Genomic DNA, 23,871 nt, shown 5'->3' with positions numbered 1-23,871 from the left:
CGCGTCAGGCCTCGATCTGCCCGGCGATGCGATGTTCGAGCTGCGCCCGGGCGGAGGACGGCAGCACGATCAGCCCGTCGAGTTCCTTGCGGGCCTTCAGATACGCGCTCTGCCGCTCCTGCGCGGTGGCGGCGTCGTCGAGCGCGAGCCGCAGCAGCCGCTGTGCACGCACCAGCCGGTCCTGCTCGGCGGGGGCGAAGTTGCCGCGCCGTCGTCGCTTCGCCTCCGCCTCGGCGACGTCGAACGCGATCGCGTAGGCGTGCACGGCTTCGCGGTATTCGGCCAGTGCGGGCTGGTCGCCCACCATCGACTCCGGATCCGTGGGCCGCAGCAGGTCCGCGCGGCGACGGGCCTTGTGGAACTCGACCGTCAGCGGCTCGCGCATGTCGGTCATCATCGGAAAGTCGAGCAGCGTGACCAGATCCATCTCGTAGGCGAACCAGCGCGCATCGGTCTGGTCGTGCTCGTCGACGGCCTTGGCGATCTCACGGCGTTGCGTCTGCGTGTCGATGTGCGTCTGCGCCTTGGCTTGTGCCACCGCGATTTTCGTCTGCTGCTTGAGCCGGTAGCGCTCCTCGCGGCGGTCGATGCGCCGCTGATTGGCCGCCAGCGCGCCCTTCCATGCACCACCGATGGTGCCGCCGAAGACAAAGATCAGCCACCAGTACTGTCCGACCGCCTCCAGCACGTGATTCACACTGCCATGATGCACCCCGGGTCGGCGGCGCGGTAACCGCACGGGGCGCGTTCGCGGCGCGCCCCGTGCGGACCCGGCGGGGTCAGTCCGCCAGATAGTCGACGAGCAACTTGTTGACCGCCTCCGGGCGCTCCAGGTAGCCGTAGTGCCCGCAGTCCGGGATCTCCTCGTAACGCGCGCCGGGGATCGCCTCGGCGACCTCGCGGCCCAGGTAGGTCGGCGTCATCCGGTCGTCGCCGAACCCGACGACCAGGCACGGCACCGAGATCTGCCGGTAGGCCTGGATCCGGTCGATGCCGCGGTCGACGTTCATCTGCGCGCGCAGGCCCGGCGTCTGCGCGGATCCGGAGAACTCGAAGATGTCCAGCCAGTCGCGGATCGACGCCGGGTCCTCGAGGGTGGCGGGGGACAGGTTCAGGATCGCGGTGACCGCGGCCCGGTACTTGGCCGGCAGTTCCACCGCCTCGTCGATCAGTGCCTTCTCGCCCTCGCCGAGCCGCTCCTGGAACACGCTCTGACGCCCGTAGGTCGCCAGCATGACCGCCTTCGACACCAGGTCGGGGCGTGCCAGCGCGAGTTCCTGGGTGATCCGCGAGCCCATCGAGGTGCCGACCACGCGGGCCGGGCCGCCGAGGTGCTCGATCAACGCGGCGACGTCGCGGACCATGTCGTCGATGGTGAAGCCGCCCGCGCACTCGTCGGTGGGGGCGATGCCCCGGTTGTCGACGGTGACGACCTGATAGCCGGCCGCGACCAGCGCGGGGACCTGGTGCACGCTCCACACCCGGCCCGGGCTCCCGGTGCCCATGACCATGACGACGAGGGGGCCGGTCCCGTGGACCTGGTAGCTCAGTCGGATTCCGTTGAGTTCGGTGATCGGCATGTGCCTGATTCTGTCATCCGGCCCGGCGCCGGGGCACGCGGGCGGGAACTGCCCGCCGCCCGGCCGGGGGCGAGGTCACCGGACCCGTTCGGGCCGCTCGTACTGCACGAAATACCGGGTCGCCAGCGGGACCGGGCCGATCGACTCGTCGAGGTGCCGGGTGGTCCGCTCGGCCAGTGCGGTCAGGTCGTGGATGTCGGTGCCCGGTTCGGCGATCAGCGTGATCGAGATGGTCGGTGTGCCGCGCTGATTGCGGGCGCCGGCCTTCGCCTCGCGGACCCCCGGCGCGGCCGAGAGGGTGGCGGCGAGCACGCATGCCAGGGCGGACGGCTCGAACGTCAATGTGCCGAGGGTGTTGTCGTCGAGCACGGCCTCGTCGGTGCGGCGACGGGACAGGTTCGTCGCCAGCAGTGCGACGCCCGCGAACGCCGTGAGCACAGCCGCGATGCCCAGCGCGTACGGCCACCAGTTCTGGTCCGGCGCGGTGTAGTACCAGAGCCGGTTCATGTGCCGCATCCAGTCGTGCGTGAACGGGACGCCGAAGCGGTAGGCCAGCGCGAACGCGCCGCCGAGTACCAAGGCCAGACCGGCCAGCACCACCAGCAGGCGGTCGACGCCGGCGAGGATCCGGTTCACGACGCCTCCTGCTCCGTGATGGCGATGCGCAGTTCGGGCGTGTGGACCAGCGCGGTGAGGCCGGCGGAGACCGCCGCGCGGACCTGATCCTCGAGATCTGGCGCTGCGGGAGCGCCGACGGTCACCGAGACGACGGCCCGCTTGCGGCTGACGGCGGTGGTGGCGCTGAGCACGCCGGCCACGGTGCGGGCGCGGCCACTGCACAGGCGGGCCAGGTCGGTCGGACGGAGCCACACCCCGGCGGGGGAGGTCAGCGACAGGTGAGTGTGCGGGCGGGGCTTGACGGCGGCGAACAGCAACGCGAGCCCGACGAGCACCGCGACGATCGCCGCCGGCAGCATCCAGTCGTGCCACCGCAGCCGGGCCACCCAGCGGAACGCCGTCGCCAGCCAGCCGCTGCCGCCGATTGCGCCGGTGGCGATGAGCAGGTCCCGCACGCAGATCGCGGCGAGTACCAGCAGACCGAGTCCGAACAGGATCGCCACCGGGGCGGCGGCCGGGTTGCCGGTCGGCGCCGGTGCGCCGGGGCGTGGTGAGCTCATGCCGGTGCTCCTTCCGCGGTGTCGGTCGGGCGCGGCGGTTCGGTTCGGTCGGATGCGGTGGGATCGGGTGTACCGAGGTCGGGCTCGGCAGGGTCGGGCTCGGTGGGACCGGGCTGGGTCGGTCCGGCGTCGGTCGGGGCCGGCAGGTCCGGCAGGTCCGGCTGCTCCGGCGGCACCATCGCCACGATCGACACGTCGACCCGGGACACCGGAAGTCCCGCGAAGGTCCGCAACTGGTCGGTCACCGCACGCTGGACGCTATCCGCAACCTGGGCCAGTGAGCACTGCCAGGCGACCGCGATGTGGACGCCCACCGCCACCGCGCCGCCGGTGACCACCGACAGTGTGCGCGGCAGTTCGCGCCCGGTGAGCCGGGACAGACCGCTGCCCTGCCGGACCACCCCGGGTACCGACAGTGCGGCGCGGACGGCGATCTTGTCGACGACCCGTTCCTTGACGGTCAGGCCCCCGCGCTCGCCCGGATCGGGTTCCGGGGCGTCCGCGGCGGAGGACTCAGCCACGACCGCGGCTGCGCAGCAGCGAGCCCAGGTCGATGATGCCGTCCCGGTGGGCACCGAGCAGTGCCCCCACGATGCCGAGTCCCAGGGCCAGGAGGAAGCCGCCGAAGCCGCCGAACACCGCGGCGAGGGCGAGCAGCAGACCGGTGAACAGTCCGATGGTGGTGTTGTTCATGAGGTTTCCTCCGCGGTGGGGCGGTCTGTGATGTCGATGAAGCGGATGCTGCCGGGGCATCCGCGGGGCAGTGCGGTGCGCAGGTCGCGCACCACGGCCCGCAGGCGGACGGTCACCGGCCGGCCCGTGCGGTGGCCGGGCCGCCGCACGAGGCCGGCGCGTGACGAGTGGGTCCGGCGCCACGGTTGATCCCGGCCCGGTTGTTGTTCTCCGCGCAACTGTCGGTCTCGGACTGCCGGTTGTTGTCGGCTTGCCGCGTGTTCCCGGTTCGCCTGGTGCTCTCGGCTCGTCCCTGGAGCGGTTCGGTCGTCGAACTCGGCCAGAGCCGCGATCAACCGGTCCGGGTCACCACCGCGGTCGGGGTGGGTGGCCTTGATCGCCGCCCGGCGTTGTGCCCGCAGCTGCTCGTCCGACCGATGATCCATCAGCGCTCCCGTACCGACTCAGTCGTCACCCGGATGAATGACATCCTCGACGGTCACCACCGCTTTGAGGCCGGTGGCGGCCTCGACGTCGCGCCGCACGGCGGCGGCGACCTCGCGGACGTCCTGGTCCGAGTAGACGGTGATGTGCACGCGCGCACCGGCGTCGCCGACGGTGACCCCCACGACGCGTTCACCGGGCAGGTAGGTGGCGATCTCGCCGAACGCCCCGCCGTGCAACTCCGCCACGCCGGGGACGGCCAGGGCGGCAGCCGCGATCTGCGCGGCGGCCGACGGCGTCGCCTCGGGGGCGCTCACTGGACGCGCGGCTTCGCGTCGGCGTGGTCTCCCGCATCGTCCTCGTCGAGGAAGATGTCGTAGACGGTGACGTTGACCTCGGTGACCTCGAGCCCGGTCATCCGTTCGACGGCGGCGATGACGTTGCGTCGGATCGCCGCAGCGAGTTCGTTGATCGCCACGCCGTAGTCGGCGACGATGCCGATGTCGATGGCGGCCTGTCGCTCGCCGACCTCGACGTCGACGCCCTGACCGTGGTTGACCCGTGCGCCCGGGATGCGCTCACGCAGCGCACCGACGACGCGGGAGGTGCCGCCGCCGAGTCCGTGGACGCCGTCGATCTCCCGCGTGGCCACACCGGCGATCTTCGACACCACGGTGTCGGCGATGATCGTGCGTCCCTGACTGGTGACGAGCTCGGTCGATCCGGTGCCCGCTACCTGCGCCCGGCGGACCGGTGCGGAGCCTTCTGAAGCGGTGGACATCTGCGATGCGCTCCTTCGTGTTCGGTTCCGGTCGTCGCGGTGGTTACCCGTAACTCTAGTTATCTCGGCATGTTTCGCCCGATTTCCGGGTGTGCCGGTGCGCCGGGTGCGCCTGCGCAGGGTCCGATTGTGGCACCGTGTCGGGAGAACCATTCAGAAGGGACGACGCAGGTGGATGCGGACGTTGAAGACCAATCCGAGCGGATCGGCGCCGCCACTGCGCGTCCGCCGAGAGTGGCGCGGTCACACGGTGTGGCACAGGTGGTGCGGACCGACGACGACGGAATCGTCCTGACCGATCGAGCGCTTGCCGGGATGCTCGCCCCGGAGATCGGGGCGCTCGGCCCTGGTGTGCGGTCGGTGCGGGTGGGGGTGGACGACGGGACGGTCACCGGGGTCGACGTCGACCTCGCCGGGCGGTACGGCGACCGGTTGCTCGAGGTGTCCGACGAGATCCGCGACGTGGTGCGCACGGTGGTCGTCCGGTTGCTCGGCGACGATGTCGTTCCCGAGGGCATGTCGATCGATGTGTCCTGGGTGGACGTCACGGCGGACCTGTCCGGGTTACGGTGAGCGCAATAAGGTTGCGGCTGCGAAGGAGTGCCCATGTCACCGACCGATGAGGTGCTCTCCGAGCGCCGGGATCGTGTCCTGGTCGTCACGATCAACCGCCCGGAGGCGCGCAATGCGGTGAACAGCGCGGTCGCCCAGGGCATTGCCGCAGCACTCGACGAGTTGGACGCGTCGCCGGAACTGTCGGTCGCGGTGTTGACGGGCGCGGGCGGAAACTTTTGTGCCGGAATGGACTTGAAGGCCTTCGTGCGCGGCGATGCGCCGATCGTGCCGGGCCGAGGCTTCGCCGGGATCGTCGAGGGGCCGCCGCGCAAGCCGATCATCGCGGCGGTCGAGGGATACGCACTCGCCGGTGGGACCGAGCTGGTGCTGGCGTGCGATCTGACCGTGGCGTCCTCGACGGCGAAGTTCGGGATCCCGGAGGTCAAGCGGGGCCTGGTCGCGGTGGGCGGGGGGCTGCTGCGTCTGCCCAAGCGGATCCCGTACCAGATCGCGATGGAGCTGGCGCTGACCGGCGACAACCTGTCGGCGGAGGATGCGCACCGCTTCGGGCTGGTCAACCGGCTCGTCGAGCCCGGCGGGGCGCTACAGGCGGCGTTCGAATTGGCCGAGCGGATCACCGCGAACGGTCCGCTCGCCGTGGCAACCACCAAACAGGTGATCGCCGCCGCGGCCGGGTGGTCGCCGGACGAGGCGTTCGCGAAGCAGGCCGAGATGACCGCACCGGTGTTCGGTTCGGCCGATGCGATCGAGGGCGCGACCGCGTTCGCGGAGAAGCGTCCGCCGGTCTGGCAGGGGAAGTAGTGGCCGAGGCGGTGGCGGGCGCGGATGGGGTGCTCGCGGTTGCGGCTGCGGCGTCCGGCGCGGTGCCGGGGCGAGGACCGGGTGGTGTGCCGGCAACCGGACCCGGTGGCGGGGCGCGATGGCACTGCCTTGGGCCGGCCGAGAGCTTTCGGGACGGCAACGCGCACGGCGTGCGAGCCTTCGGCACTGACCTCGTGGCGTTCGCCGGCCGCGCCGGGGCCGTCCGGATTCTCGATGCGCGCTGTCCGCACATGGGCGGCGATCTGCGTGGCGGCAGGGTGGTCGGGGACGCGATCGACTGCCCGGTCCACCAGTGGCGCTGGGATGGCAGCGGTCGATGCATCGGTGGTTCCCCCAAACTCCTCCCGGTGCGTGCGTGGGTGACCGGCGAGCGGGACGGCCTGCTGTACGTGCGCGCGGCTGAGGGCGCCGCATCCTGAGGACTGCGCGGAGCATGCGCCACACTGTCGCCGGTGTGTCGACGCGGTGAGATGCGCGCGGTCGACTACCGGCCTTTGACGATCGCGGCGAGATGGGCGAGCGAGTTGTCCAGGTGGTCGGGCGCGAACGGCGGGAACGGGATGTGCTCGCGCACCGGCGGCGGTACCGCAGACCAGTCGTAAGTGAGCGTGACCGTCGTTTCCGACGGGGTGATCTGGTCGAGGTCGTAGCGCCAGATCCATTCTCCGAATTGCAGGGTCCCGTCGCCCGCGGTGTCTCGGCCGGGCTTCCAGGAGATGGCGTGGGGTGGGTCGAAGACCTGAACCTGATTGGCCATCTCGTAGTTGCCGTCGGGGAAGTTCGGGTTGTTGCGGTACATCGCCATGCGGAAGACCTGGCCGGGTGTGGTCAGGAGCGCGCCGTCGAGCGACTCGCGCACCCACCCGGTGCCGTCTATGGCGACGTGATTCGCCGGATCGGCAAGCACTGCGAAAACAGCTTGTGCGGGCGCAGGGATGGTGATGCTGGCGGTCAGGGTGTCGATGGTCATCGGACTCTCCTTTGCTGCTCGTTCAATTGGACCCGTTCTCTGCCTGAAACTCATCGGCGCGGTCGCTGCCCCGGTGCCGACTTCGACGTCACTCCGATTGAGATACGTTCAAACATCCATGGGCACAGGGAGATTATCTGTGCGCACCGACAACATGGCGGTTTCGAACAGGCTCTCGGGATTCCCCTTGACTAGAACGTCAGTTCGATTATTCTGTGATCATGGTGGGGACCAGGGGAGAGCTCGACACACTGCTCGGCAGTGAGTTGTGGCGGTTGAGTGATGCTCAGTTGATCGCTGGTGTCCCCGCGGTGACCGCTCAGATCCATCGGTTGCAGGCGTTGCGGGTGGGCTTGGTCGGGGAGATGACGGACCGCGGTGTGGTGCCTGATCGGGTGCATCCGTCGCTGAAGAATTGGCTGGCCGCGCATCCGGTCGGGTTGTTGTCCGAGGGTGAGGCGGCCCGGATCGTGGACCTCGCGAGGGTGTTGCGCGCGCAGCCGGAGGTGGCCGCCGCCTATGAGTCCGGGGCGTTGCGCGGCGAGTTGGCGTTGGCGATCGCAGTGTTCTGCGAAGACCCGCCGCCGCGCATGCCGCAAGAGCGTGTGCCGGAGTATCGGAAGGTGTTGATCGAGCACGCCTCTCATGGTGGTCTGGGGATCCAGGGTCTGCGGCGGGCGTTGACGAAGTTGCGTGATGACTATGGGCAGATTCCGCCGGCGGAGGACACCGACCGTAACGAGTTCTATGCCTCGCAAACCCTCAACGGCCGGGTTGTCATCAGGGGTGATGTGGATTCGGAGACCGGGGAGATGCTGCTGACCGCCCTGTCGAAACTGTCCGCACCCGCGCCGGGTCCGGGTGGGGAACCCGATCCGCGGCCGGCGCCGCTGCGGCGGGCGGACGCGTTCACCGAGATGCTGCGTCGCTTCCAGGACTGCGGTGCCGGTCCGGTCGAGGGCGGCGAGAAGCCGCACCTGACGGTGTTGGTGAACATCAAAGACCTGCACCACTGCGAAAGTGACGGGGAGGGTGGCTGCGAGTGTGGTTGTGGCGGCGGCGAAGCCGGGCGAGTGGGCAGCGAAAGCGCTGGAGCAGCCTCCGGACGTGGTGGCCCACGCTCCGCCGGCGGCCTCGGTCCGCAGATGATGTGGACCGGCCCGCTCTCCCGAGCGTCGACGCGCCGGTTGGCGTGTGACTGCATCATCACCCCGATCATCATCAACGATGACGGCGTCCCGCTGAAACTCGGCCGCAAAGACCGACTCGTGCCCGCCTCGCTACGCCGCGCCTTGATCGTCCGTGACCGGTGTTGCGCGTTCCCCGGCTGCGGTAGGCCCGCCGCCTGGACAGACGCCCACCACATCATCCACTGGGCCGACGGGGGTGAGACCGACCTGTCGAACACGGTGCTGCTCTGCCGCTACCACCACCGGCTGATCCACCACAGCGAGTGGGAAGTGTTCATCGGACCCGACCTTTGCCCGTGGTTCCGGCCGCCACGCTCCCGCGACCCCGACCGAAAACCCCGCCCACGGCCGCACCGCCGCCTGAAACACGGCGCGGCCCACGCGGGACCCCAAGCACCACAACCGAACACGCCGACCCCACATTGCAAGCAGCGATGCGGGGCTGACGTGTCTGGGCCCGCTCAGACCCAGAGGCTGTCGATGTCGACACCTTCCTGAGCCGGAGCGGTCGGCACGCCCGCCGCGGTGCGAGAGAACCGCGGAGCCGGCAGCGGCTGGGTGACACCATCGATCTCGGTGAGGATCCCGCGTGCGGCGATGTGCGGATCGGAGGAGGCCTCGGCGAACGTCAGCACCGGCGTGGCGCACGCGTCCGTGCCGTCGAACACCGCGGTCCACTCGTCACGGGTGCGCGAGGCGAACGCCTCGGCGAGCGTCTTGCGCAGCTGAGGCCAGCTCGAGCGGTCCTGCTGACCGGGCAGCTTCTCCGGGTCCAGGCCCAGACCGGTCAGCAACTCCGCGTAGAACTGCGGCTCGATGGCGCCCACCGCGAAGTACTTGCCGTCGGCGCACTCGTAGGTGTCGTAGTAGGGTGCGCCGCCGTCGAGCATGTTGGCCCCGCGCTCGTCCGACCACATGTTCATGCCGCGGAACGACCACATCATCTGCCCCAGCACGGAGGCGCCGTCGACCATGGCCGCGTCGATCACCTGGCCGCGGCCGGAGTTCTTGCTCTCCAGCAGTGCCGCCAGCACTCCCATGACCAGGAACATCGATCCGCCGCCGAAGTCGCCGAACAGGTTCAGCGGCGGCACCGGGCGCTCCCCGTTGCGGCCGACCGCGTTGAGCAGCCCGGTCAGGCTGATGTAGTTGATGTCATGGCCGGCAAGCTGGGCGCGCGGGCCGTCCTGCCCCCAGCCGGTCATGCGCCCGTAGACGAGTCGCGGATTGCGGGCGAGGCAGTCCTCCGGTCCGAGTCCCATGCGCTCGGTCACCCCGGGGCGGAAGCCCTCGAGCAGCACGTCGGCGCGGCCGATCAACTCGAGGACCTTGGCCAGATCGGCAGGGTCCTTCAGGTCGGCCTCGACGACCCGCCGGCCGCGCTGCATCTGGTCTCGCCGGCCGGGTTTGCCCGGCAACGCCCCGCGCCGCTGCACGCGCACCACGTCGGCACCGAGGTCGGCCAGCAGCATGGCCGCGTGCGGCCCGGGGCCGATCCCGGCCAGTTCGACCACGCGGACGCCGACCAGGGGACCGTTCGCCCCGCTTCGATCCGATGCTGTTGCTGCAGTGCTCACTGTGGACTCTCCCGTTGTCACGTGCTGAGCGTCACCCGCGGCCTCCTGAGTGCCACAGGTAACTGTTTTCGCGGGAGCGTACCAAGCATCTGCTTGCCGGCCGGACGGTGCGGATCCGCCGGAGCACGCCGATCGGCGGCGCGATTTCCAGGAACGTGTTCCGTCGTTTGCCGGATCGCTGCGCGACGGTCGGCTCTCGTTTACGATCCGACCATGGCTGCGACTGCTGTGGCTTGGCTCATGCCGTGCCGATTCGGGGATCCCCCGATCGCGGCGTTGTCGAACCCGGCCAGGCCGGAGGGCCGGCAGTGGTGACGACACCCCGGTTGCCGGACGGCTTCGCCGTCCAACTGGACCCGAGAGTGCACGTCGACCCGCAGCGCCGGGTGTTGGTGGGCGACGCCGCGCCCGGCGTCCTCGCTCGTGTCAATCCGGCCGTGAGTCTGCTCACGCGGGGCCGCCTGGTCGTCTGCGACGAGCGTTCAGCGGCGTTGGCGCGGAGCCTGCTCGAAGCCGGCGTCGCCCACCCCCGGCCCACCTCGTTGCCCTCGCACGAGGACGTCACTGTCGTGATCGGCGTGCGGCGGGACTCGGCCGACCTGGACCGACTACTCCGCAGGCTCGCCGGTCTGCGGGTGATCGTCGTCGACGACGCGTCCGCGCATCCGGTGCGCCGCGCCGGCGTCACCGTGATCCGGCACGACCGGCCCCGCGGCTATTCCGCCGCGCGGAACACTGGACTGGAAGCTGCCGCAACAGATTTCGTCGCCTTCTTCGCCTCCGACGCGGTTCCCGAGCGTGGCTGGCTTGAACTGATGCTGGGGCATTTCACCGATCCCGCGGTGGCGCTGGTGGTGCCGCGCGTGCTGACGGACACCAGATCGGGTGGCCGGTTGGCCGGCTACGAGCGCGACTGTTCATTCGTCGATCGGGGCACGCACGAGACCACCCTGCGCGACAACGCGACGGTGCCCTACGTGTCGGGGGTCGCCATGCTGGTACGCCGGTCGGCGGTGCGGGGGTTCGACGAGTCGTTGCGCTCCGCTCAGGGCACCGAGTTGTGCCGGCGCCTCGAACGGGAGGGCTGGCACCTGCGCTACGAGCCGATCGCCCGCGTCACTGTCGCGGGATCGGCCGGATACGGGCATTGGCTGCGCCGGAACTACTCCTACGGCAACGGTGTCGGGGTGGTGTCTGCGCGCCATCCCCGGCATGCCGCGCCGTTGACCGCGCAGCCGTGGGCGATCGGAGTCTGCCTGCTCGCCGCGCTGGGTGGACGCCGTGGGCTACAGTGCGCCGCACTGGTGGCGACCGTCGAGACGGCCCGAGCGGTAGCAGTCGACGAAGACCGTCAACGGGATACCTTGGCGCGCAACCTTTCCCATCAGGTGTCGGTCGCCGCGACGCAGACCGTGTCCGCCGCGCTACGGCACTATTGGCCCGCGGCGGTCCTGGTGTCCGTCGTATCGCGCCGGGCCCGCCGGGCGCTGCTGGTCGCGATGGTCGCGGACGGCCTGCTGGACTGGTCGCACCGTCGATCCGCCGAGCCGGACCATCCGGGGCCGATCGGTCACGTCGTGCTCAAGCGGGCCGAGGACGTGGCCTTCGGTACCGGCCTGTGGGCGGCGCTGGTGCGGACGCGATCGCTGGGAGCGCTCAACCCGCTGCGCTGAGAACTTCCCGACCGACCCGCTGGCCGGTTGCCTCTGTGTTCGGCGACCCGTATCCGCGAGCGGATGTGACGGGCGAGACCGCATCTGGACGATTCGGACAAAAACACACCGCCGGATCGCGGCGTTGCCGCGCGGCACCCGGTGGGTTGTGGGATAACAGAGGGGCGCGGCGACCGACAAGATCGGTTCACTCCGGTCTCGCCGACCACGCGGCAATGGTGAGGTGTCCGAACCAACCGTGGAAATGCGGTGAACACAGTGGCAATGGCGGAAGACCGACGGCCCAGTGCGGAAGACCGACGGCCGATCACCGGGGACCAAAGTCCCGGGACCCCAGGCAAGACCACGACGGCGCAGGGTTCCGTACCGTCCGCGCAGCCCGGCGCCACCGGCGGCAGGCTCGGCCCGGCCGGTAACCTCGCGCTGATGACCGTGGCCTCGCTGGTCTGTTTCTGGGCTTGGAACAGCATCGGCCCGTTGTCGGCGACCTACTCGCACGCAATGGATCTCAGCAGCAGCGCCAGCGCGATCCTCGTCGCGATGCCGGTGCTGGTCGGATCGCTCGGGCGGATCCCGGTCGGCGCACTCACCGATCGGTACGGCGGCCGGAAGATGATGGCAGTGGTCTGCTTCGCATCGATCATCCCGGTACTGCTCGTAGGCATCTTCGCCGACCTGAACCAGTATGTACTGCTGCTGATCTCGGCCTTCCTGCTGGGCGTCGCGGGCACCTGTTTCGCCGTCGGTATCCCGTTCGTCAACGCCTGGTACCCGCCGGCCCGGCGCGGCTTCGCCGCCGGCGTGTTCGGCATGGGCATGGTGGGCACCGCGGTCGCGGCCTTCTTCACCCCGCGGTTCGTCAACTGGTTCGGCGGGGTGAGCACCCATGTGATCCTCGCCGTCGCGCTCGCGATCGCCGGCGTGGTGGTGCTGATGTTCTCGCACGACTCGCCGGCCTGGCAGCCGCAACGAGTGCCGTTCGTCCCCAAACTACTCGCGGCCGCCAAACTGCCGGTCACGTGGAACATGTGCGTGCTGTACGGGATCGTGTTCGGCGGGTTCGTCGCCTTCAGCAGCTACCTGCCGACCTACCTCAAGACGATCCACGTCTACAACTTCACGCCGGTCGAGGCGGGTTCGCGTGTCGCCGTGTTCGCGCTCGCCGCGGTCATCGCACGACCGATCGGCGGTGCGATCGCGGACCGCATCGCGCCGAAGATCGTCGTCCTCGTCTCGCTCGCCGGCACCCTGGTGATGGCGGCGCTGGTGAACATCCAGCCGCGCCCGGAACTCTCGGCCGGCCTGATCTTCTGTGCGCTCGCGTTCTTCCTCGGCATCGGCACCGGCGGCGTGTTCGCGTGGCTGACCAAGCTGGCCCCGCCTGAGCGGGTGGGCACTGTCACCGGACTGGTCAGTGCGGCCGGTGGACTCGGCGGCTACTTCCCGCCGCTGGTCATGGGCGCGACGTACGACGCGGCCGGCAACGATTACCACATCGGGCTGATACTGCTGTGCATCGTTTGCGCGATCGCGCTCGTCTACACCACCTTCCTGGTCCCCGCTGACGACCCGACGCGGCGAGTGACCCGTCGGGACAAGGAAACCGGGCAACCCGCCCGACCCTAGTGTCCCCATCGCCTGAGTACTACAGTTCGTAGTAGTGATGCGCCCGCATCGTGAGGAGAGTGTCGTGACGGACAAGCCCGGTACAGACGGCCCGCTCGCCGATCTGCTGGTCGACAGTGGCAGGTTCTTCCGCAGATCCACTGTGTCCAAGGACAATCGGACGATCACCAAGGTCGGCGGACGGGAAGGCGACATCTTCTACCGCGACCGCTGGAGTCACGACAAGGTGGTCCGGTCGACCCACGGCGTCAACTGCACCGGCTCATGCTCGTGGAAGATCTACGTCAAGGACGGGATCATCACCTGGGAGACGCAGGAGACCGACTATCCGTCGGTGGGTCCGGACCGTCCCGAGTACGAGCCCCGCGGGTGCCCGCGCGGCGCGTCGTTCTCCTGGTACACCTACTCGCCGACCCGGGTGCGCTATCCGTACGCGCGCGGCCTGCTGGTGGAGATGTACCGAGAGGCCAAGTCCCGCCTGAAGGATCCGGTGCTGGCCTGGGCCGACATCCAGGCCGACCCGGTGCGCCGTCGCAAGTACCAGCAGGCCCGCGGCAAGGGCGGCCTGGTCCGGATCACCTGGGACGAGGCCGTCGAGATGGTCGCGGCCGCGCACGTGCACACGATCAAGGAGTACGGCCCCGACCGGGTCGCGGGATTCTCGCCGATCCCCGCGATGTCGATGATCTCCTTCGCCGCCGGATCGCGGTTCATCGAACTCATCGGCGGCGTGATGAACTCCTTCTACGACTGGTACGCGGACCTGCCCGTCGCCTCGCCGCAGGTGTTCGGCGACCAGACCGACGTGCCGGAGTCCGGCGACTGGTGGAACTCCGCCTACCTGCTGATGTGGGGTTCGAACGTCCCGGTCACCCGCACCCCGGACGCGCACTGGATGGCCGAGGTCCGCTACCGCGGCACCAAGGTCGTCACGGTGAGCCCGGACTACGCGGACAACACCAAGTTCGCCGACGAGTGGATGCCGTGCACCGCGGGCACCGACGCCGCGCTGGCGATGGCGATGGGCCACGTCGTGCTCAAGGAGTACTTCGTCGACAAGCGCGAGCCGTTCTTCATCGACTACGTGCAGAAGTACACGGACCTGCCGTTCCTGATCAAGCTCGAGGAACGCGACGGCGCGTACGTCACCGGCAAGCGGCTGATGGCCTCCGACCTCGGCGACGCCTCCGAGGGGGCCGAGCTCAAGCCCGTGCTGATCGACGGCCGCACCGGCGAGACCGCGGTCCCCAACGGCTCGTTGGGATTCCGCTACACCGAGTCCGGCAAGGGCAAGTGGAACCTGGACCTCGAGGGCATCGTCCCGCAGCTGTCCGTCGCGGAGGGCGACAATCGAGCATCCGTCGCGGAGGGCCAGGACGCGGGCGCCGCCGTCGAGGTGCTGCTCACCCGGTTCGACACCCCCGGCGGCGACGCCGAGGTCATGCACCGCGGCGTGCCGGTGCGGCGGATCGCCGGCCACCTGGTGTGCACGGCCGGCGACCTCATGCTGGCCCAGTACGGCGTGGTCCGGCCGGGACTGCCCGGCGTGTGGCCCACTGGGTACGACGACGCGGCCGAGCCGTACACCCCGGCGTGGCAGGCCGGCATCACCGGCGTCAGCGCCGAGCAGGCCACCCGGATTGCCCGCGAATTCGCCGACAGCGCAGTCGATTCCGGTGGTCGGTCGATGATCATCATGGGCGGCGGCATCTGTCAGTGGTTCCACGCCGACGCGACCTACCGGGCGGTGCTCTCCCTGCTGATCCTCACCGGCTCGATGGGCCGCAACGGCGGCGGCTGGGCGCACTACGTCGGGCAGGAGAAGCTGCGTCCGGTGCAGGGCTGGACCCAGCTGGCGATGGGCCTGGACTGGGCGCGCCCCCCACGCCAACAGGCCGGCTCGTCGTACTGGTACGCGCACACCGACCAGTACCGCTACGACTGGTACCGCGCCGACGCGCTGTCCACCCCGCTCGGGCGCGGCCGGTTCAAGGGCAAGCACACGATGGACGTGCTGGCCTCCGCGGCCGCGATGGGGTGGTCGCCGTTCTACCCGCAGTTCGACCGGTCCAGCCTCGACCTGGCCGGCGAGGCCGCCGAGGCGGGCGTGGCGGTGCCGCAGTACGTCGCGCAGCAACTGCACTGCGGGGACCTCAAGCTCGCGGTCACCGACCCGGACGATCCGCGTAACTGGCCGCGGGTGCTCAGCATCTGGCGCTCGAACCTGCTCGGTTCGTCGAGCAAGGGCAACGAGTACTTCCTGCGGCACCTGCTCGGGACGGACTCGAACCTGCTCGCCGAGGAGACCCCCGAACATCTGCGGCCGGTTGACGTCGTCTGGCAGCCGGACGCCCCGCAGGGCAAGCTCGACATGGTCATGTCGATCGACTTCCGGATGACGTCGACGACGCTGTTCTCCGACGTGGTCCTGCCCGCCGCGACCTGGTACGAGAAGGCGGACCTGTCGAGCACCGACATGCACCCGTTCGTGCACGCGTTCTCGCCGGCGATCGACCCGCCGTGGGAGACCCGCTCCGACTTCGACGCCTTCCAGGCGATCGCGACGAGCTTCTCGCTGATGGCGGAGCAGCACCTGGGCGTACGCAAGGACGTCGTGATGGGCGTGATGCAGCACGACACCCCCGGCGAGACCGCCTGTCCCGGCGGCGTCCCGCGGGATTGGCGCGAGACCGGCGAGGTACCGGTCCCGGGCAGGACGATGGGGCCGATCGCGGTGGTGGAGCGCGACTATCCGGCGATCGCCCAGCAGTGGGCCTCGCTCGGTCCGCTGACGGCGAAGGCGGGGATCAGCTGGAAGGGCTACACCGTCGACGTGGGCGAGCAGGTCGAGGCGCTCAAGGCCAAGAACGGGGTGATGGACCGCGGCGCCGGCGCGGGCCAACCGGCCCTCGACACGCCGATCAAGTGGGCCGACGCGCTGCTCACGCTGGCCGGGGTTAGCAACGGCAAGGTCGCGGTCAAGGCGTTCAAGGCCCTCGAGGAACGGGTCGGCAAGCCGTTTGTGCACCTGGCCGAGGGCGCCGAGGAGAAGGTGATCACCTACGAGGACACGCAGGCGCGACCGGTGCCGGTGATCACCAGCCCGGAGTGGTCGGGCAGCGAGACCGGCGGGCGACGGTATGCGCCGTTCACCCAGAACATCGAGGAGCTGCGACCGTTCCACACCACCACCGGGCGGATGCACTTCTTCATCGACCACGACTGGCTCGAGGAGATCGGCGAGCAGATGCCGACCTACCGCCCGCCGCTGGACCTGCACCGGCTGTTCGGCGAGCCGCAAGTCGGCGATCCCGGCAAGGACGGTGTCGGGCTGACGCTGCGGTACCTGACCCCGCACTCGAAATGGTCGATCCACTCCGAGTACCAGGACAACCTGCTGATGCTCTCGCTCTCGCGCGGCGGCCCGACGATGTGGATCTCGACGGTCGATGCGGCCAAGCTCGGCGTCAAGGACAACGACTGGCTCGAGGCGGTCAACCGCAACGGCGTGTTCGTCTGTCGCGCAATCGTTTCGCACCGCATGCCCGAGGGTGTGGTGTACGTGTACCACGTGCAGGAGCGCACCATCGACGTGCCGCTGACCGAGACGACCGGCAAGCGCGGGGGCATCCACAACTCGCTCACCCGGATCCTGATCAAGCCGTCACACCTGGCGGGCGGATACGGCCAGAACAGCTGGGCCTTCAACTATCTCGGGCCCACCGGCAATCAACGCGACGAGGTCACGATCGTGCGTCGCCGCTCGCAGGAGGTGACCTACTGATGCGCGTCATGGCCCAGTTGGCGATGGTGATGAACCTGGACAAGTGCATCGGGTGCCACACCTGTTCGGTCACGTGCAAGCAGGCCTGGACGAACCGGGCCGGCGTCGAGTACGTGTGGTTCAACAACGTCGAGACCCGTCCCGGTCAGGGTTATCCGAGAACGTATGAGGACCAGGACAAGTGGGAGGGCGGCTGGATCCGCGACAGCAAGGGCCGGCTGCGGTTGCGGGCCGGCGGCCGGTTCAAGAAGCTCGCGACGATCTTCTCGAACCCGAAACTGCCGTCGATCCAGGACTATTACGAGCCCTGGACCTACGACTACGAGAACCTCACCAGCGCCCCGCTCGGCGAGCACGTCCCGGTGGCCAGGCCGCACAGCGTGATCACCGGCAAGCCGATGAAGGTGGAGTGGTCGGCGAACTGGGACGACGATCTCGGCGGCAGCCCGGAGATCGTGCCGGGCGATCCGATCCTCAAGCAGGTCAGCGAGAAGATCAAGTACGAGCTCGAGCAGACCTTCATGTTCTACCTGCCGCGGATCTGCGAGCACTGCCTGAACCCGTCGTGTGTGTCGTCGTGCCCGTCCGGTGCGATGTACAAGCGCGCCGAGGACGGCATCGTGCTCGTCGACCAGGACAAGTGCCGCGGCTGGCGGATGTGCGTGTCGGGCTGCCCGTACAAGAAGGTGTACTTCAACCACAAGACCGGCAAGGCCGAGAAGTGCACGTTCTGCTATCCGCGGGTCGAGGTCGGGCTGCCGACCGTCTGCTCGGAGACGTGCGTGGGCCGGTTGCGCTACATCGGACTACTGCTCTACGACGCCGACCGGGTCACCGAGGCCGCGTCGGTCGAGGACGAGCAGGACCTGTATCCGGCGCACCTGGACGTGCTGCTCGACCCGACCGATCCGGCGGTCATCGCCGGGGCGCGTGAGTCCGGCATCTCCGACGAGTGGATCGACGCGGCGGCGAAGTCGCCGACCTACGCGCTGATCAAGAAGTACAAGGTCGCGCTGCCGCTGCATCCGGAATACCGCACCATGCCGATGGTCTGGTACGTGCCGCCGCTCTCGCCGGTGGTCGACGCGATCGCCCGCGACGGTCACGACGCGGAGGACGTCGGAAACCTGTTCGGCGCCATCGACTCGCTGCGCATCCCGAAGGAGTACCTCGCGGGGTTGTTCACCGCCGGCGACGTCGGCGAGGTCGACCGGGTGCTGCACACGCTCGCGGCGATGCGCTCGTACATGCGCGACATCAACCTCGGCCGCGAACCGCAGGCGCACATCCCGGAGGCCGTCGGCATGGACGAGGCCACCATGTACGAGATGTACCGTCTGCTGGCGCTGGCCAAGTACGAGGCGCGGTACGTGATCCCCACCGCCTACGCGAACGAGGGCCACCGGCTCGAGGAGTCGGTCACCGAGTGTGCGCTCGACTACGACGGCGGCCCCGGCATGTACATGACCGGCTCGGGACCGTTCGGCGAGGTCAGCGGCGCCCCGGTGCCGGTCGCGGTGGAGACCTTCCACGCGCTCAAGGACCGGCAGACCTCGGAGACCAGTCAGGGGGAGGGACGCCGGGTGAACCTGCTCAACTGGGACGGGAACGGCGTGCCCGACGGGCTGTTCCCCACCACCAAGCCGGGCGAGCGGGGCTGAGCGAGATGCAGTGGTGGGAAACGCCCCAACCGGGCGACGAACGGTACCGGTGCACGGTGTGGCAGGCGGCGTCGCTGCTGTTGGCCTACCCGGATGCCGGGCACCGGGCGCGGCTCGATCTGGTGGAGCGTGCCGTCATGGAACTACCTGCGCGACTGCGTGATCCGTTGACCGAGGCGACCGCAGCGTTGGGTCGTCTCGACGACCTCGCCGTGCAGACGAACTACGTCGACACGTTCGATCTCAAGCGCAAACGCTCGCTGTTCCTGACCTATTGGACCGACGGCGACACCCGCGGCCGCGGCAACGCGCTGCTCGGGTTCCTGCACGCCTACCGCGATGCGGGCGTGACCGCGCCGCAGGACGAGTTGCCCGATCACCTGGCGGTCGTGCTGGAGTTCGCCGCGACCGTCGACGCGAAGGTCGGCGCCCTGCTGCTGGGCACCAACCAGCCCGCACTGCTCCTGCTGCACGACGCGCTCGCCGAGATCGGCTCGCCCTACGCCGCGGTGGTCGAGGCGGTGCTGCGCACGGTTCCCGACCTGCCCGAGGCCCGGGCCGAGGCCGCGCGGATCGCCGCGCAGGGTCCGCCGGCGGAGGCCGTCGGGCTGACGCCGTATCAGGTGACGGTCCCGCTCGAGTCGCTGACCGCATCCCTGCGCAGCACCGGGTCGCTACACCCCACTGGAGGATCCCGATGAAAACCTCTGCAGCCGCGATCTATTGGGACGTGATCCCGTACGTCGCCCTGGCGGTCCTGATCGTGGGGTTGTGGTGGCGCTACCGCTACGACAAGTTCGGGTGGACCACCCGCTCGTCCGAGCTGTACGAGAAGCGGCTGCTGCGGATCGGCAGCCCGCTGTTCCACTACGGAATCCTGGTGGTCATCGTCGGTCACGTGATCGGCCTGGTCATCCCGCAGTCGTGGACCGACGCGGTCGGCATCAGCGAGAACCTCTACCACTTCGGTTCGGGTTTCTTCGGCCTGATCGCCGCCGCCGCGACCATTGTCGGACTTGGCATCTTGATCTTCCGACGGCGCACCCAGGCCTCGGTGTTCACCGCGACCACGAAGAACGACAAGACCATGTACGTCTTCCTGGCCGGCGCGATCGTCACCGGCACTGCGGTGACGATCATCGGCCAGATCGACCGGGCGAACGAGGCGATGAACTACCGCGAGACCGTCTCGCCGTGGTTCCGCTCGATCTGGTATCTGCACCCGGAGGGTGCGCTGATGGCCGAGGCGCCGTTGGGATTCCACATCCACGTGACGATCGCGCTGATCCTGTTCGCGATCTGGCCGTTCACCCGGCTGGTGCACGTGTTCAGCGCGCCGGTCCAGTACCTGTTCCGCCCGTATGTCGTCTACCGCACTCGTGGCAAGGCGCCCAAGGATGAGCTGCTCGGCTCGGCTCCGCGCCGCCGCGGCTGGTAGCGGATCACCGGATCAGATGAGGTGGCGGCCGCCGCGCAGGCGACGACGCATGTCCCACAGGTAGTAGCTCGACGGGAGCCAGCGCACCCGGCGCGGGACCAGCCGGTAGGCCTTCGGCAGCGTGGTCATCAAACGGTCGAAGCGGCGTTGGTCGCGCGGTCCCCACGGCAGTTCCAGCTCGTCGCGGACCCGTTGGGGGAGCAGGCCGGTGGTGACGAACCGGTTCAGCGGCAGCCCGAGCCGCACGATCCAGGGTGAGTCGCCGCCGTGCAGCAGCGCGTGCACGTACCGGCGCACCTTGTCGTCGACCTCGAGCGTGTCGAGCGTGTGTTGCCAGTAGGCCTCGAACTCCTCGCGGGTGGCCGGCCACTGGTCGGGCTTGACCTGCAACGCGGTGCCGTACACCGCGGACTGCTGGTACAGGCGTTCAGCGGAGGCGTCGTCGAGCGGGCCGAAGAAACGCTCATAGAGGGTGGCCCCGTTCTTGTACAGCGTCGCGGCCACCCACAGCTGCAATTGCGGATCGAACGCGTTGTAGGGCACGGTCGTGCCGGACCCGTCGGGCTCGGAGTGCACCGGCACGTGCGCCTTGTTGACCATCCGCACGATCGCGCGCCGCTCGTCGGGCGTGCCGAGGGTGACCGCGTAGACGTAGGTCATCGTCGTGCGCAGCCGGTCCATCGGGCGGTGCAGCGTCGAACTGTGGTCCGCCACGCCGTGACCCACACCGGGGAAGGCCAGCTGGAGCAGCACGGTCGAGCCTGCGCCGAGGAACAGGAACGACTCGCCGATGAAGTCGCCGATGTCCACCGAGCCGATGTCCACCGAGCCGATGTCCACCGAGCCGAGGTCCACTGTGCCGGGGGCGGCCGAGCAGAGGTCGGCCGCCGCGGACGGGAGCTTCTCGTGGCGTCCGTGGCCGGATTTCTCGGTGCTCGCCCCGATCGCCGGAAGATTGATCGCCACGGTCGACTCCCCTCGGTAGCTGTGCAACGTATCAACGTAGAACGTTGCACGGTTGCGACGCATTGGCAAGGGCCCGGCGGGTAATTTGGACTGCGATGACGACCAATCCGCTGCTCGCGCTGCTCGGCGCCGACGAGTCCGGCGAGGACACCCGCATCATCGAGGCCGCGCTCGAGCAGTTCGCGCTGACCGGGGTCCGGCGCACCAGCACCGATGACATCGCCCGCCGCGCCGGGGTCAACCGGGCCACGCTGTACCGGCGTCTGGGGCCGAAGGGCGACATCGTCGGCGCGGCCTTCCTCTACGAGGCGGGTCGGGTGCTCGGCGAGATCGAGTCCGGGCTCGGCGACGTCGAGACCGACGACCTCGGCGAGTACGTCGTGCGCTTCTTCACGATCACGCTCACCGCGCTGCGCGAGAACCGTCTGCTGCACCAGTTGCTCGAGGTCGACCGCGACGAGACCTTGCGCTCGCTCACGCTCGGCGCCGGCGGCGTGCTGCAGCTGGCGAGTGCGTTCGTGGCCGAGCGGATCGAGCGCATCCGGGAACGGTCGGGCGGATCGACCGATCCGGCCGAGATCGAGGCGCTGTCGGGCGTGCTGGCGCGGCTGACGCAGTCGCTGCTGCTCACGCCCGACGGCCCGCCCGTCGTGCAGACGTCGGCTCAGATGCGCGTGTTCGCCGAGGCTGTGCTGGTGCCGATGATCACGGGAGTGCGGTAGGTCGGGCGTTCTCGGCACCGGCGCCGGTGCCGGCACCTTCGCACTCCGTGCGCCCTGCGCCTGACAGCGCGCCTATCCCCACAGAAATCCCGCGCGATCCGTGGTTTCCACGTTTTCGGGTCGGTTTGTGTGTGGATAGGCGCAGCGGCGGCGTGGTGATGCGACGACGTCTGGGTGTCAGGAGAGCAGCTTGGCCTTCAGTGCGGCGATGTCGGCGGCGGTCAGGCCGAGCCCCTGCGAGACGTAGTTGTCGAAGCTGCCGTACTCGGCGGTGGCGGCGCCGAAGGCGTCGTCGAGCCAGGCCTGTTGCACGGTGTTCTGCAGCGCGCCGAGCGAGCCGGTGTTGCCCAGCGATCCGGCGCTGCCCGACCCGCCGCCCCCGGCCAGGTACTGGTTGCTGAGCATGTAGTCGGCGTTCACGGTGTCGCGCGGGACGCCGAGGATCGTCAGCAGGACGGCGGTCATCCAGCCGGTGCGGTCCTTGCCGGAGGTGCAGTGGTACAGCGAGGCGCCGGGGGAGTCGATGATCTGGGTGAACGCGCTGTGAAAGGCCTTCTCTGCACCGGGGTCGGTGGCCATGAGCTTGTAGAACGAGGGCATGTCGAGCATGGTCAGGTAGTTCGCCGGGTTGCCGCTGCCGCCGACGACGTCGTCCCAGTACCCGCTCGCCCCAGCGGGCAGCTTGTCGGGCGCCAGCGCCCGCTCGAAGACCGTCCGGAAGTCGATGACCGTGCGCACGTTCAGGTCCTGCAGCTTGGTCAGGTCGGCGGCCGTCAGCTTGTCGAGCGCGTTGCTGCGGAACACCACACCCGTCTTGACGGTGTGCCCGTCGGTGGTCTCGTAGCCGCCGATGTCGCGGGCGTTCGAGGCGCCCGCCAGGTGCAACGACCGGTCGAATGTGGTCTGCGCGGCGGTGAGCACGGGGGCGGGGGATGCCAGCGCCAGTGCGGGCACGGGCGCGGCGACCAGCGCAGCGGCGATCGCGAGGGTGGCGGCGGTGCGGGTCGGTCGAGTGGTCACAGGTTCTCCGTTCGTCGTGCGAGAGGGTGCGCGATGACTGTTGTGCTCACCCCGCGGTGTCGCCGTAGCCGGTGAAGCCGTAGCTCTCGCAGGGGCCGATCACCGCGACCTCGAAAAGTCCGGTGCCGGAGTACTTCTGACCTTCCTCGGTGAGGGTGAAGCGGGACAGGTTGTCGACTGGACACATCAACTTCATCCAGTCCTCGATCTCCGGCACCTTGTGCCGCAGCCCCTGCACGATCAGCTCGCCCTGCCACATGCCGTGCCGCCAGTCCTGCTCGAGTCCGTAGCCGGTGCCGACCCCGAGGTAGTGCGGGACGACCGGCTCGCACTCGACCGTGAGCGCCTCGCGGCCGGGCCGGTGGAAGGTGAGCCGGGCGGCCGTTACCTCGCGGGTGCCGGGCCGGAAGGTCAGCTCGTGTTCGGGACGGCCGAGCCACTCGGGCTCGCGGTTGCGGTCCGCCCACACCCGGGTCGCGTCCTCGACGATCCGTCGGCCGTGGGCGTCCTCTTGAACGATCACGATCACCGAGAACCCGCCGAATTGCATGATCGAGTAGATCCAGAAGAAGTTCTGCTGGGCCGTGACCGCCGCGTCCGCGCGGCGACCGGGCGGTTCGGCCTCGCCGACCGGGCGCACACCCCAGGATCGGTCGCGGTTGCCGTGCCACACGCCCGGCGTGACCGCGATCGCTTCATCGTCGACGACCAGTTCGCCGCGCCAGTGTCCGGTCTGAACGAACCGCTGGGTGTCGAAGGTGACCCGCTCGAGCTGACGGTGGAAGTGCCTCGCCTCCAACGACGCCGGCACATCCGCGGTGAAGGTCAGGTCGAACGACAGGCCCGGCTGCTCCGGGTTCGGCTCCAGCACCACGCGTAACCGGTGCAGGCCCTCGAGGACCTCGATCCGCAGCGGCCCGGCCGACACGTCCATCCGGTCGTCGCCGAGCGCCTTCGATGCGCGGAAGACGATGTGGTCCTCGCCGCGGCGCAGCACCGCGAACCCGTCTACGACGCCGAGGTTCGGGTACTGGCCGAGGCCGACGATGAGGAACGGGGAATCCGCTGTCGCCTCCGCACCGGGGTGCGCGTTGAAGTAGTAGCGGTCGTAGAAGTTGCGGTCCGAGGTACCGACATGGCGGATCACCTCGGCGATCTGATGGACCGGGTAGTCGTCCATCGGTGAGAGCG

At 69.3% G+C, this 23,871-nt stretch carries 24 protein-coding genes; 11 read left to right on the top strand and 13 right to left on the bottom strand.

Annotated elements, in window-relative coordinates; translation table 11 throughout:
* Positions 1-4: 4 nt before the first annotated feature.
* The 8 genes from G4X40_RS02865 to G4X40_RS02830 form a co-directional block, all read right to left on the bottom strand.
* Complete coding sequence (locus tag G4X40_RS02865; RefSeq protein WP_277830039.1) at positions 5-697, bottom strand: hypothetical protein; 693 nt, start codon at positions 695-697, stop codon at positions 5-7.
* 82 nt (positions 698-779) lie between these two features.
* On the bottom strand, positions 780-1,580 hold the full coding sequence (locus G4X40_RS02860; RefSeq protein WP_277830038.1) for an alpha/beta fold hydrolase: 801 nt from the start codon (positions 1,578-1,580) through the stop codon (positions 780-782).
* 75 nt (positions 1,581-1,655) lie between these two features.
* The gene (locus G4X40_RS02855; RefSeq protein ID WP_277830036.1) at positions 1,656-2,216 is read right to left on the bottom strand and encodes an Asp23/Gls24 family envelope stress response protein; all 561 of its coding nucleotides are present in this window, start codon (positions 2,214-2,216) and stop codon (positions 1,656-1,658) included.
* Complete coding sequence (locus G4X40_RS02850) at positions 2,213-2,758, bottom strand: DUF6286 domain-containing protein (RefSeq protein WP_277830035.1); 546 nt, start codon at positions 2,756-2,758, stop codon at positions 2,213-2,215. The genes G4X40_RS02855 and G4X40_RS02850 overlap by 4 nt, the downstream gene beginning before the upstream one ends.
* On the bottom strand, positions 2,755-3,279 hold the full coding sequence (locus tag G4X40_RS02845; protein WP_277830034.1) for an Asp23/Gls24 family envelope stress response protein: 525 nt from the start codon (positions 3,277-3,279) through the stop codon (positions 2,755-2,757). Before G4X40_RS02845 ends, G4X40_RS02850 begins: the two co-directional genes overlap by 4 nt.
* Positions 3,272-3,451, bottom strand: coding sequence for a DUF2273 domain-containing protein (locus G4X40_RS02840; protein ID WP_277830033.1), 180 nt, complete (start codon positions 3,449-3,451; stop codon positions 3,272-3,274). Before G4X40_RS02840 ends, G4X40_RS02845 begins: the two co-directional genes overlap by 8 nt.
* Positions 3,452-3,894: 443 nt before the next feature.
* On the bottom strand, positions 3,895-4,191 hold the full coding sequence (locus G4X40_RS02835; RefSeq protein ID WP_277830032.1) for an Asp23/Gls24 family envelope stress response protein: 297 nt from the start codon (positions 4,189-4,191) through the stop codon (positions 3,895-3,897).
* Entirely contained in the window at positions 4,188-4,655 is a 468-nt protein-coding gene (locus tag G4X40_RS02830) for an Asp23/Gls24 family envelope stress response protein (protein ID WP_277830031.1), read from the bottom strand. Before G4X40_RS02830 ends, G4X40_RS02835 begins: the two co-directional genes overlap by 4 nt.
* Before the next feature lie 261 nt (positions 4,656-4,916).
* On the opposite strand from G4X40_RS02830, the gene G4X40_RS02825 reads away from it, so the two are divergent.
* Genes G4X40_RS02825 through G4X40_RS02815 form a run of 3 tightly spaced genes read left to right on the top strand, consistent with a single transcriptional unit; the run spans position 4,917 to position 6,472 of the window.
* Positions 4,917-5,228 (top strand): hypothetical protein, encoded by a 312-nt coding sequence (locus G4X40_RS02825; RefSeq protein ID WP_277830030.1) that lies wholly within the window; start codon positions 4,917-4,919, stop codon positions 5,226-5,228.
* A gap of 33 nt (positions 5,229-5,261) precedes the next feature.
* A complete protein-coding gene (locus G4X40_RS02820; protein WP_277830029.1) occupies positions 5,262-6,032 on the top strand; it encodes a crotonase/enoyl-CoA hydratase family protein in 771 nt (256 codons plus the stop codon).
* Positions 6,032-6,472 (top strand): Rieske 2Fe-2S domain-containing protein, encoded by a 441-nt coding sequence (locus G4X40_RS02815; RefSeq protein WP_277830028.1) that lies wholly within the window; start codon positions 6,032-6,034, stop codon positions 6,470-6,472. Before G4X40_RS02820 ends, G4X40_RS02815 begins: the two co-directional genes overlap by 1 nt.
* Positions 6,473-6,537: 65 nt before the next feature.
* Here G4X40_RS02815 and G4X40_RS02810 read toward each other — a convergent pair whose 3' ends face one another.
* Positions 6,538-7,023: an SRPBCC family protein gene (locus G4X40_RS02810; RefSeq protein WP_277830027.1), complete on the bottom strand. Its 486-nt coding sequence runs from the start codon at positions 7,021-7,023 to the stop codon at positions 6,538-6,540.
* A 221-nt stretch (positions 7,024-7,244) separates the two neighbouring features.
* Between G4X40_RS02810 and G4X40_RS02805 the strand changes: the two genes are divergently transcribed.
* Positions 7,245-8,711: an HNH endonuclease signature motif containing protein gene (locus tag G4X40_RS02805; RefSeq protein ID WP_277830026.1), complete on the top strand. Its 1,467-nt coding sequence runs from the start codon at positions 7,245-7,247 to the stop codon at positions 8,709-8,711.
* Here the strand turns inward: G4X40_RS02805 and G4X40_RS02800 are convergent.
* Complete coding sequence (locus G4X40_RS02800) at positions 8,675-9,790, bottom strand: CaiB/BaiF CoA transferase family protein (protein ID WP_277830025.1); 1,116 nt, start codon at positions 9,788-9,790, stop codon at positions 8,675-8,677. The two genes, G4X40_RS02805 and G4X40_RS02800, sit on opposite strands and share 37 nt — an antisense overlap.
* A gap of 308 nt (positions 9,791-10,098) precedes the next feature.
* Here G4X40_RS02800 and mftF point away from each other — a divergent pair, with 308 nt between their 5' ends.
* The 6 genes from mftF to narI all read left to right on the top strand — a co-directional run bounded on the left by mftF (position 10,099) and on the right by narI (position 19,972).
* Positions 10,099-11,463: a mycofactocin biosynthesis glycosyltransferase MftF gene (mftF, locus tag G4X40_RS02795; protein ID WP_277830023.1), complete on the top strand. Its 1,365-nt coding sequence runs from the start codon at positions 10,099-10,101 to the stop codon at positions 11,461-11,463.
* Positions 11,464-11,889: 426 nt separating this feature from the next.
* Complete coding sequence (locus tag G4X40_RS02790; protein ID WP_277830022.1) at positions 11,890-13,089, top strand: nitrate/nitrite transporter; 1,200 nt, start codon at positions 11,890-11,892, stop codon at positions 13,087-13,089.
* Between the two features lie 64 nt (positions 13,090-13,153).
* On the top strand, positions 13,154-16,873 hold the full coding sequence (locus G4X40_RS02785) for a nitrate reductase subunit alpha (protein ID WP_408642098.1): 3,720 nt from the start codon (positions 13,154-13,156) through the stop codon (positions 16,871-16,873).
* On the top strand, positions 16,873-18,534 hold the full coding sequence (gene narH, locus G4X40_RS02780; protein WP_277830021.1) for a nitrate reductase subunit beta: 1,662 nt from the start codon (positions 16,873-16,875) through the stop codon (positions 18,532-18,534). Before G4X40_RS02785 ends, narH begins: the two co-directional genes overlap by 1 nt.
* A gap of 5 nt (positions 18,535-18,539) precedes the next feature.
* A complete protein-coding gene (gene narJ / locus G4X40_RS02775) occupies positions 18,540-19,235 on the top strand; it encodes a nitrate reductase molybdenum cofactor assembly chaperone (RefSeq protein WP_277830019.1) in 696 nt (231 codons plus the stop codon).
* Positions 19,232-19,972 carry a respiratory nitrate reductase subunit gamma gene (gene narI, locus G4X40_RS02770; protein ID WP_277830017.1) on the top strand — a complete coding sequence of 247 codons (741 nt, stop codon included), beginning with the start codon at positions 19,232-19,234 and terminating at the stop codon, positions 19,970-19,972. The genes narJ and narI overlap by 4 nt, the downstream gene beginning before the upstream one ends.
* Positions 19,973-19,984: 12 nt before the next feature.
* Here the strand turns inward: narI and G4X40_RS02765 are convergent, their stop codons facing one another.
* Positions 19,985-20,938 (bottom strand): oxygenase MpaB family protein, encoded by a 954-nt coding sequence (locus tag G4X40_RS02765; RefSeq protein ID WP_277830016.1) that lies wholly within the window; start codon positions 20,936-20,938, stop codon positions 19,985-19,987.
* A 95-nt stretch (positions 20,939-21,033) separates the two neighbouring features.
* Here G4X40_RS02765 and G4X40_RS02760 point away from each other — a divergent pair, with 95 nt between their 5' ends.
* Positions 21,034-21,660 carry a TetR/AcrR family transcriptional regulator gene (locus tag G4X40_RS02760; protein WP_277830015.1) on the top strand — a complete coding sequence of 209 codons (627 nt, stop codon included), beginning with the start codon at positions 21,034-21,036 and terminating at the stop codon, positions 21,658-21,660.
* Positions 21,661-21,837: 177 nt separating this feature from the next.
* On the opposite strand, the gene G4X40_RS02755 is transcribed toward G4X40_RS02760, so the two are convergent.
* Together G4X40_RS02755 and G4X40_RS02750 are read right to left on the bottom strand one after the other, a co-directional pair.
* Entirely contained in the window at positions 21,838-22,680 is an 843-nt protein-coding gene (locus G4X40_RS02755; RefSeq protein WP_277830014.1) for a tyrosine-protein phosphatase, read from the bottom strand.
* Between the two features lie 46 nt (positions 22,681-22,726).
* A complete protein-coding gene (locus G4X40_RS02750) occupies positions 22,727-23,860 on the bottom strand; it encodes a hypothetical protein (RefSeq protein ID WP_277830013.1) in 1,134 nt (377 codons plus the stop codon).
* Positions 23,861-23,871 lie beyond the last annotated feature (11 nt).

Source organism: Speluncibacter jeojiensis (genome assembly GCF_029589495.1).
GTDB lineage: Bacteria > Actinomycetota > Actinomycetes > Mycobacteriales > Mycobacteriaceae > Speluncibacter > Speluncibacter jeojiensis.
Note: the sequence above shows the minus strand (reverse complement) of the source record. Positions and strands in the feature narration are given on the sequence as shown.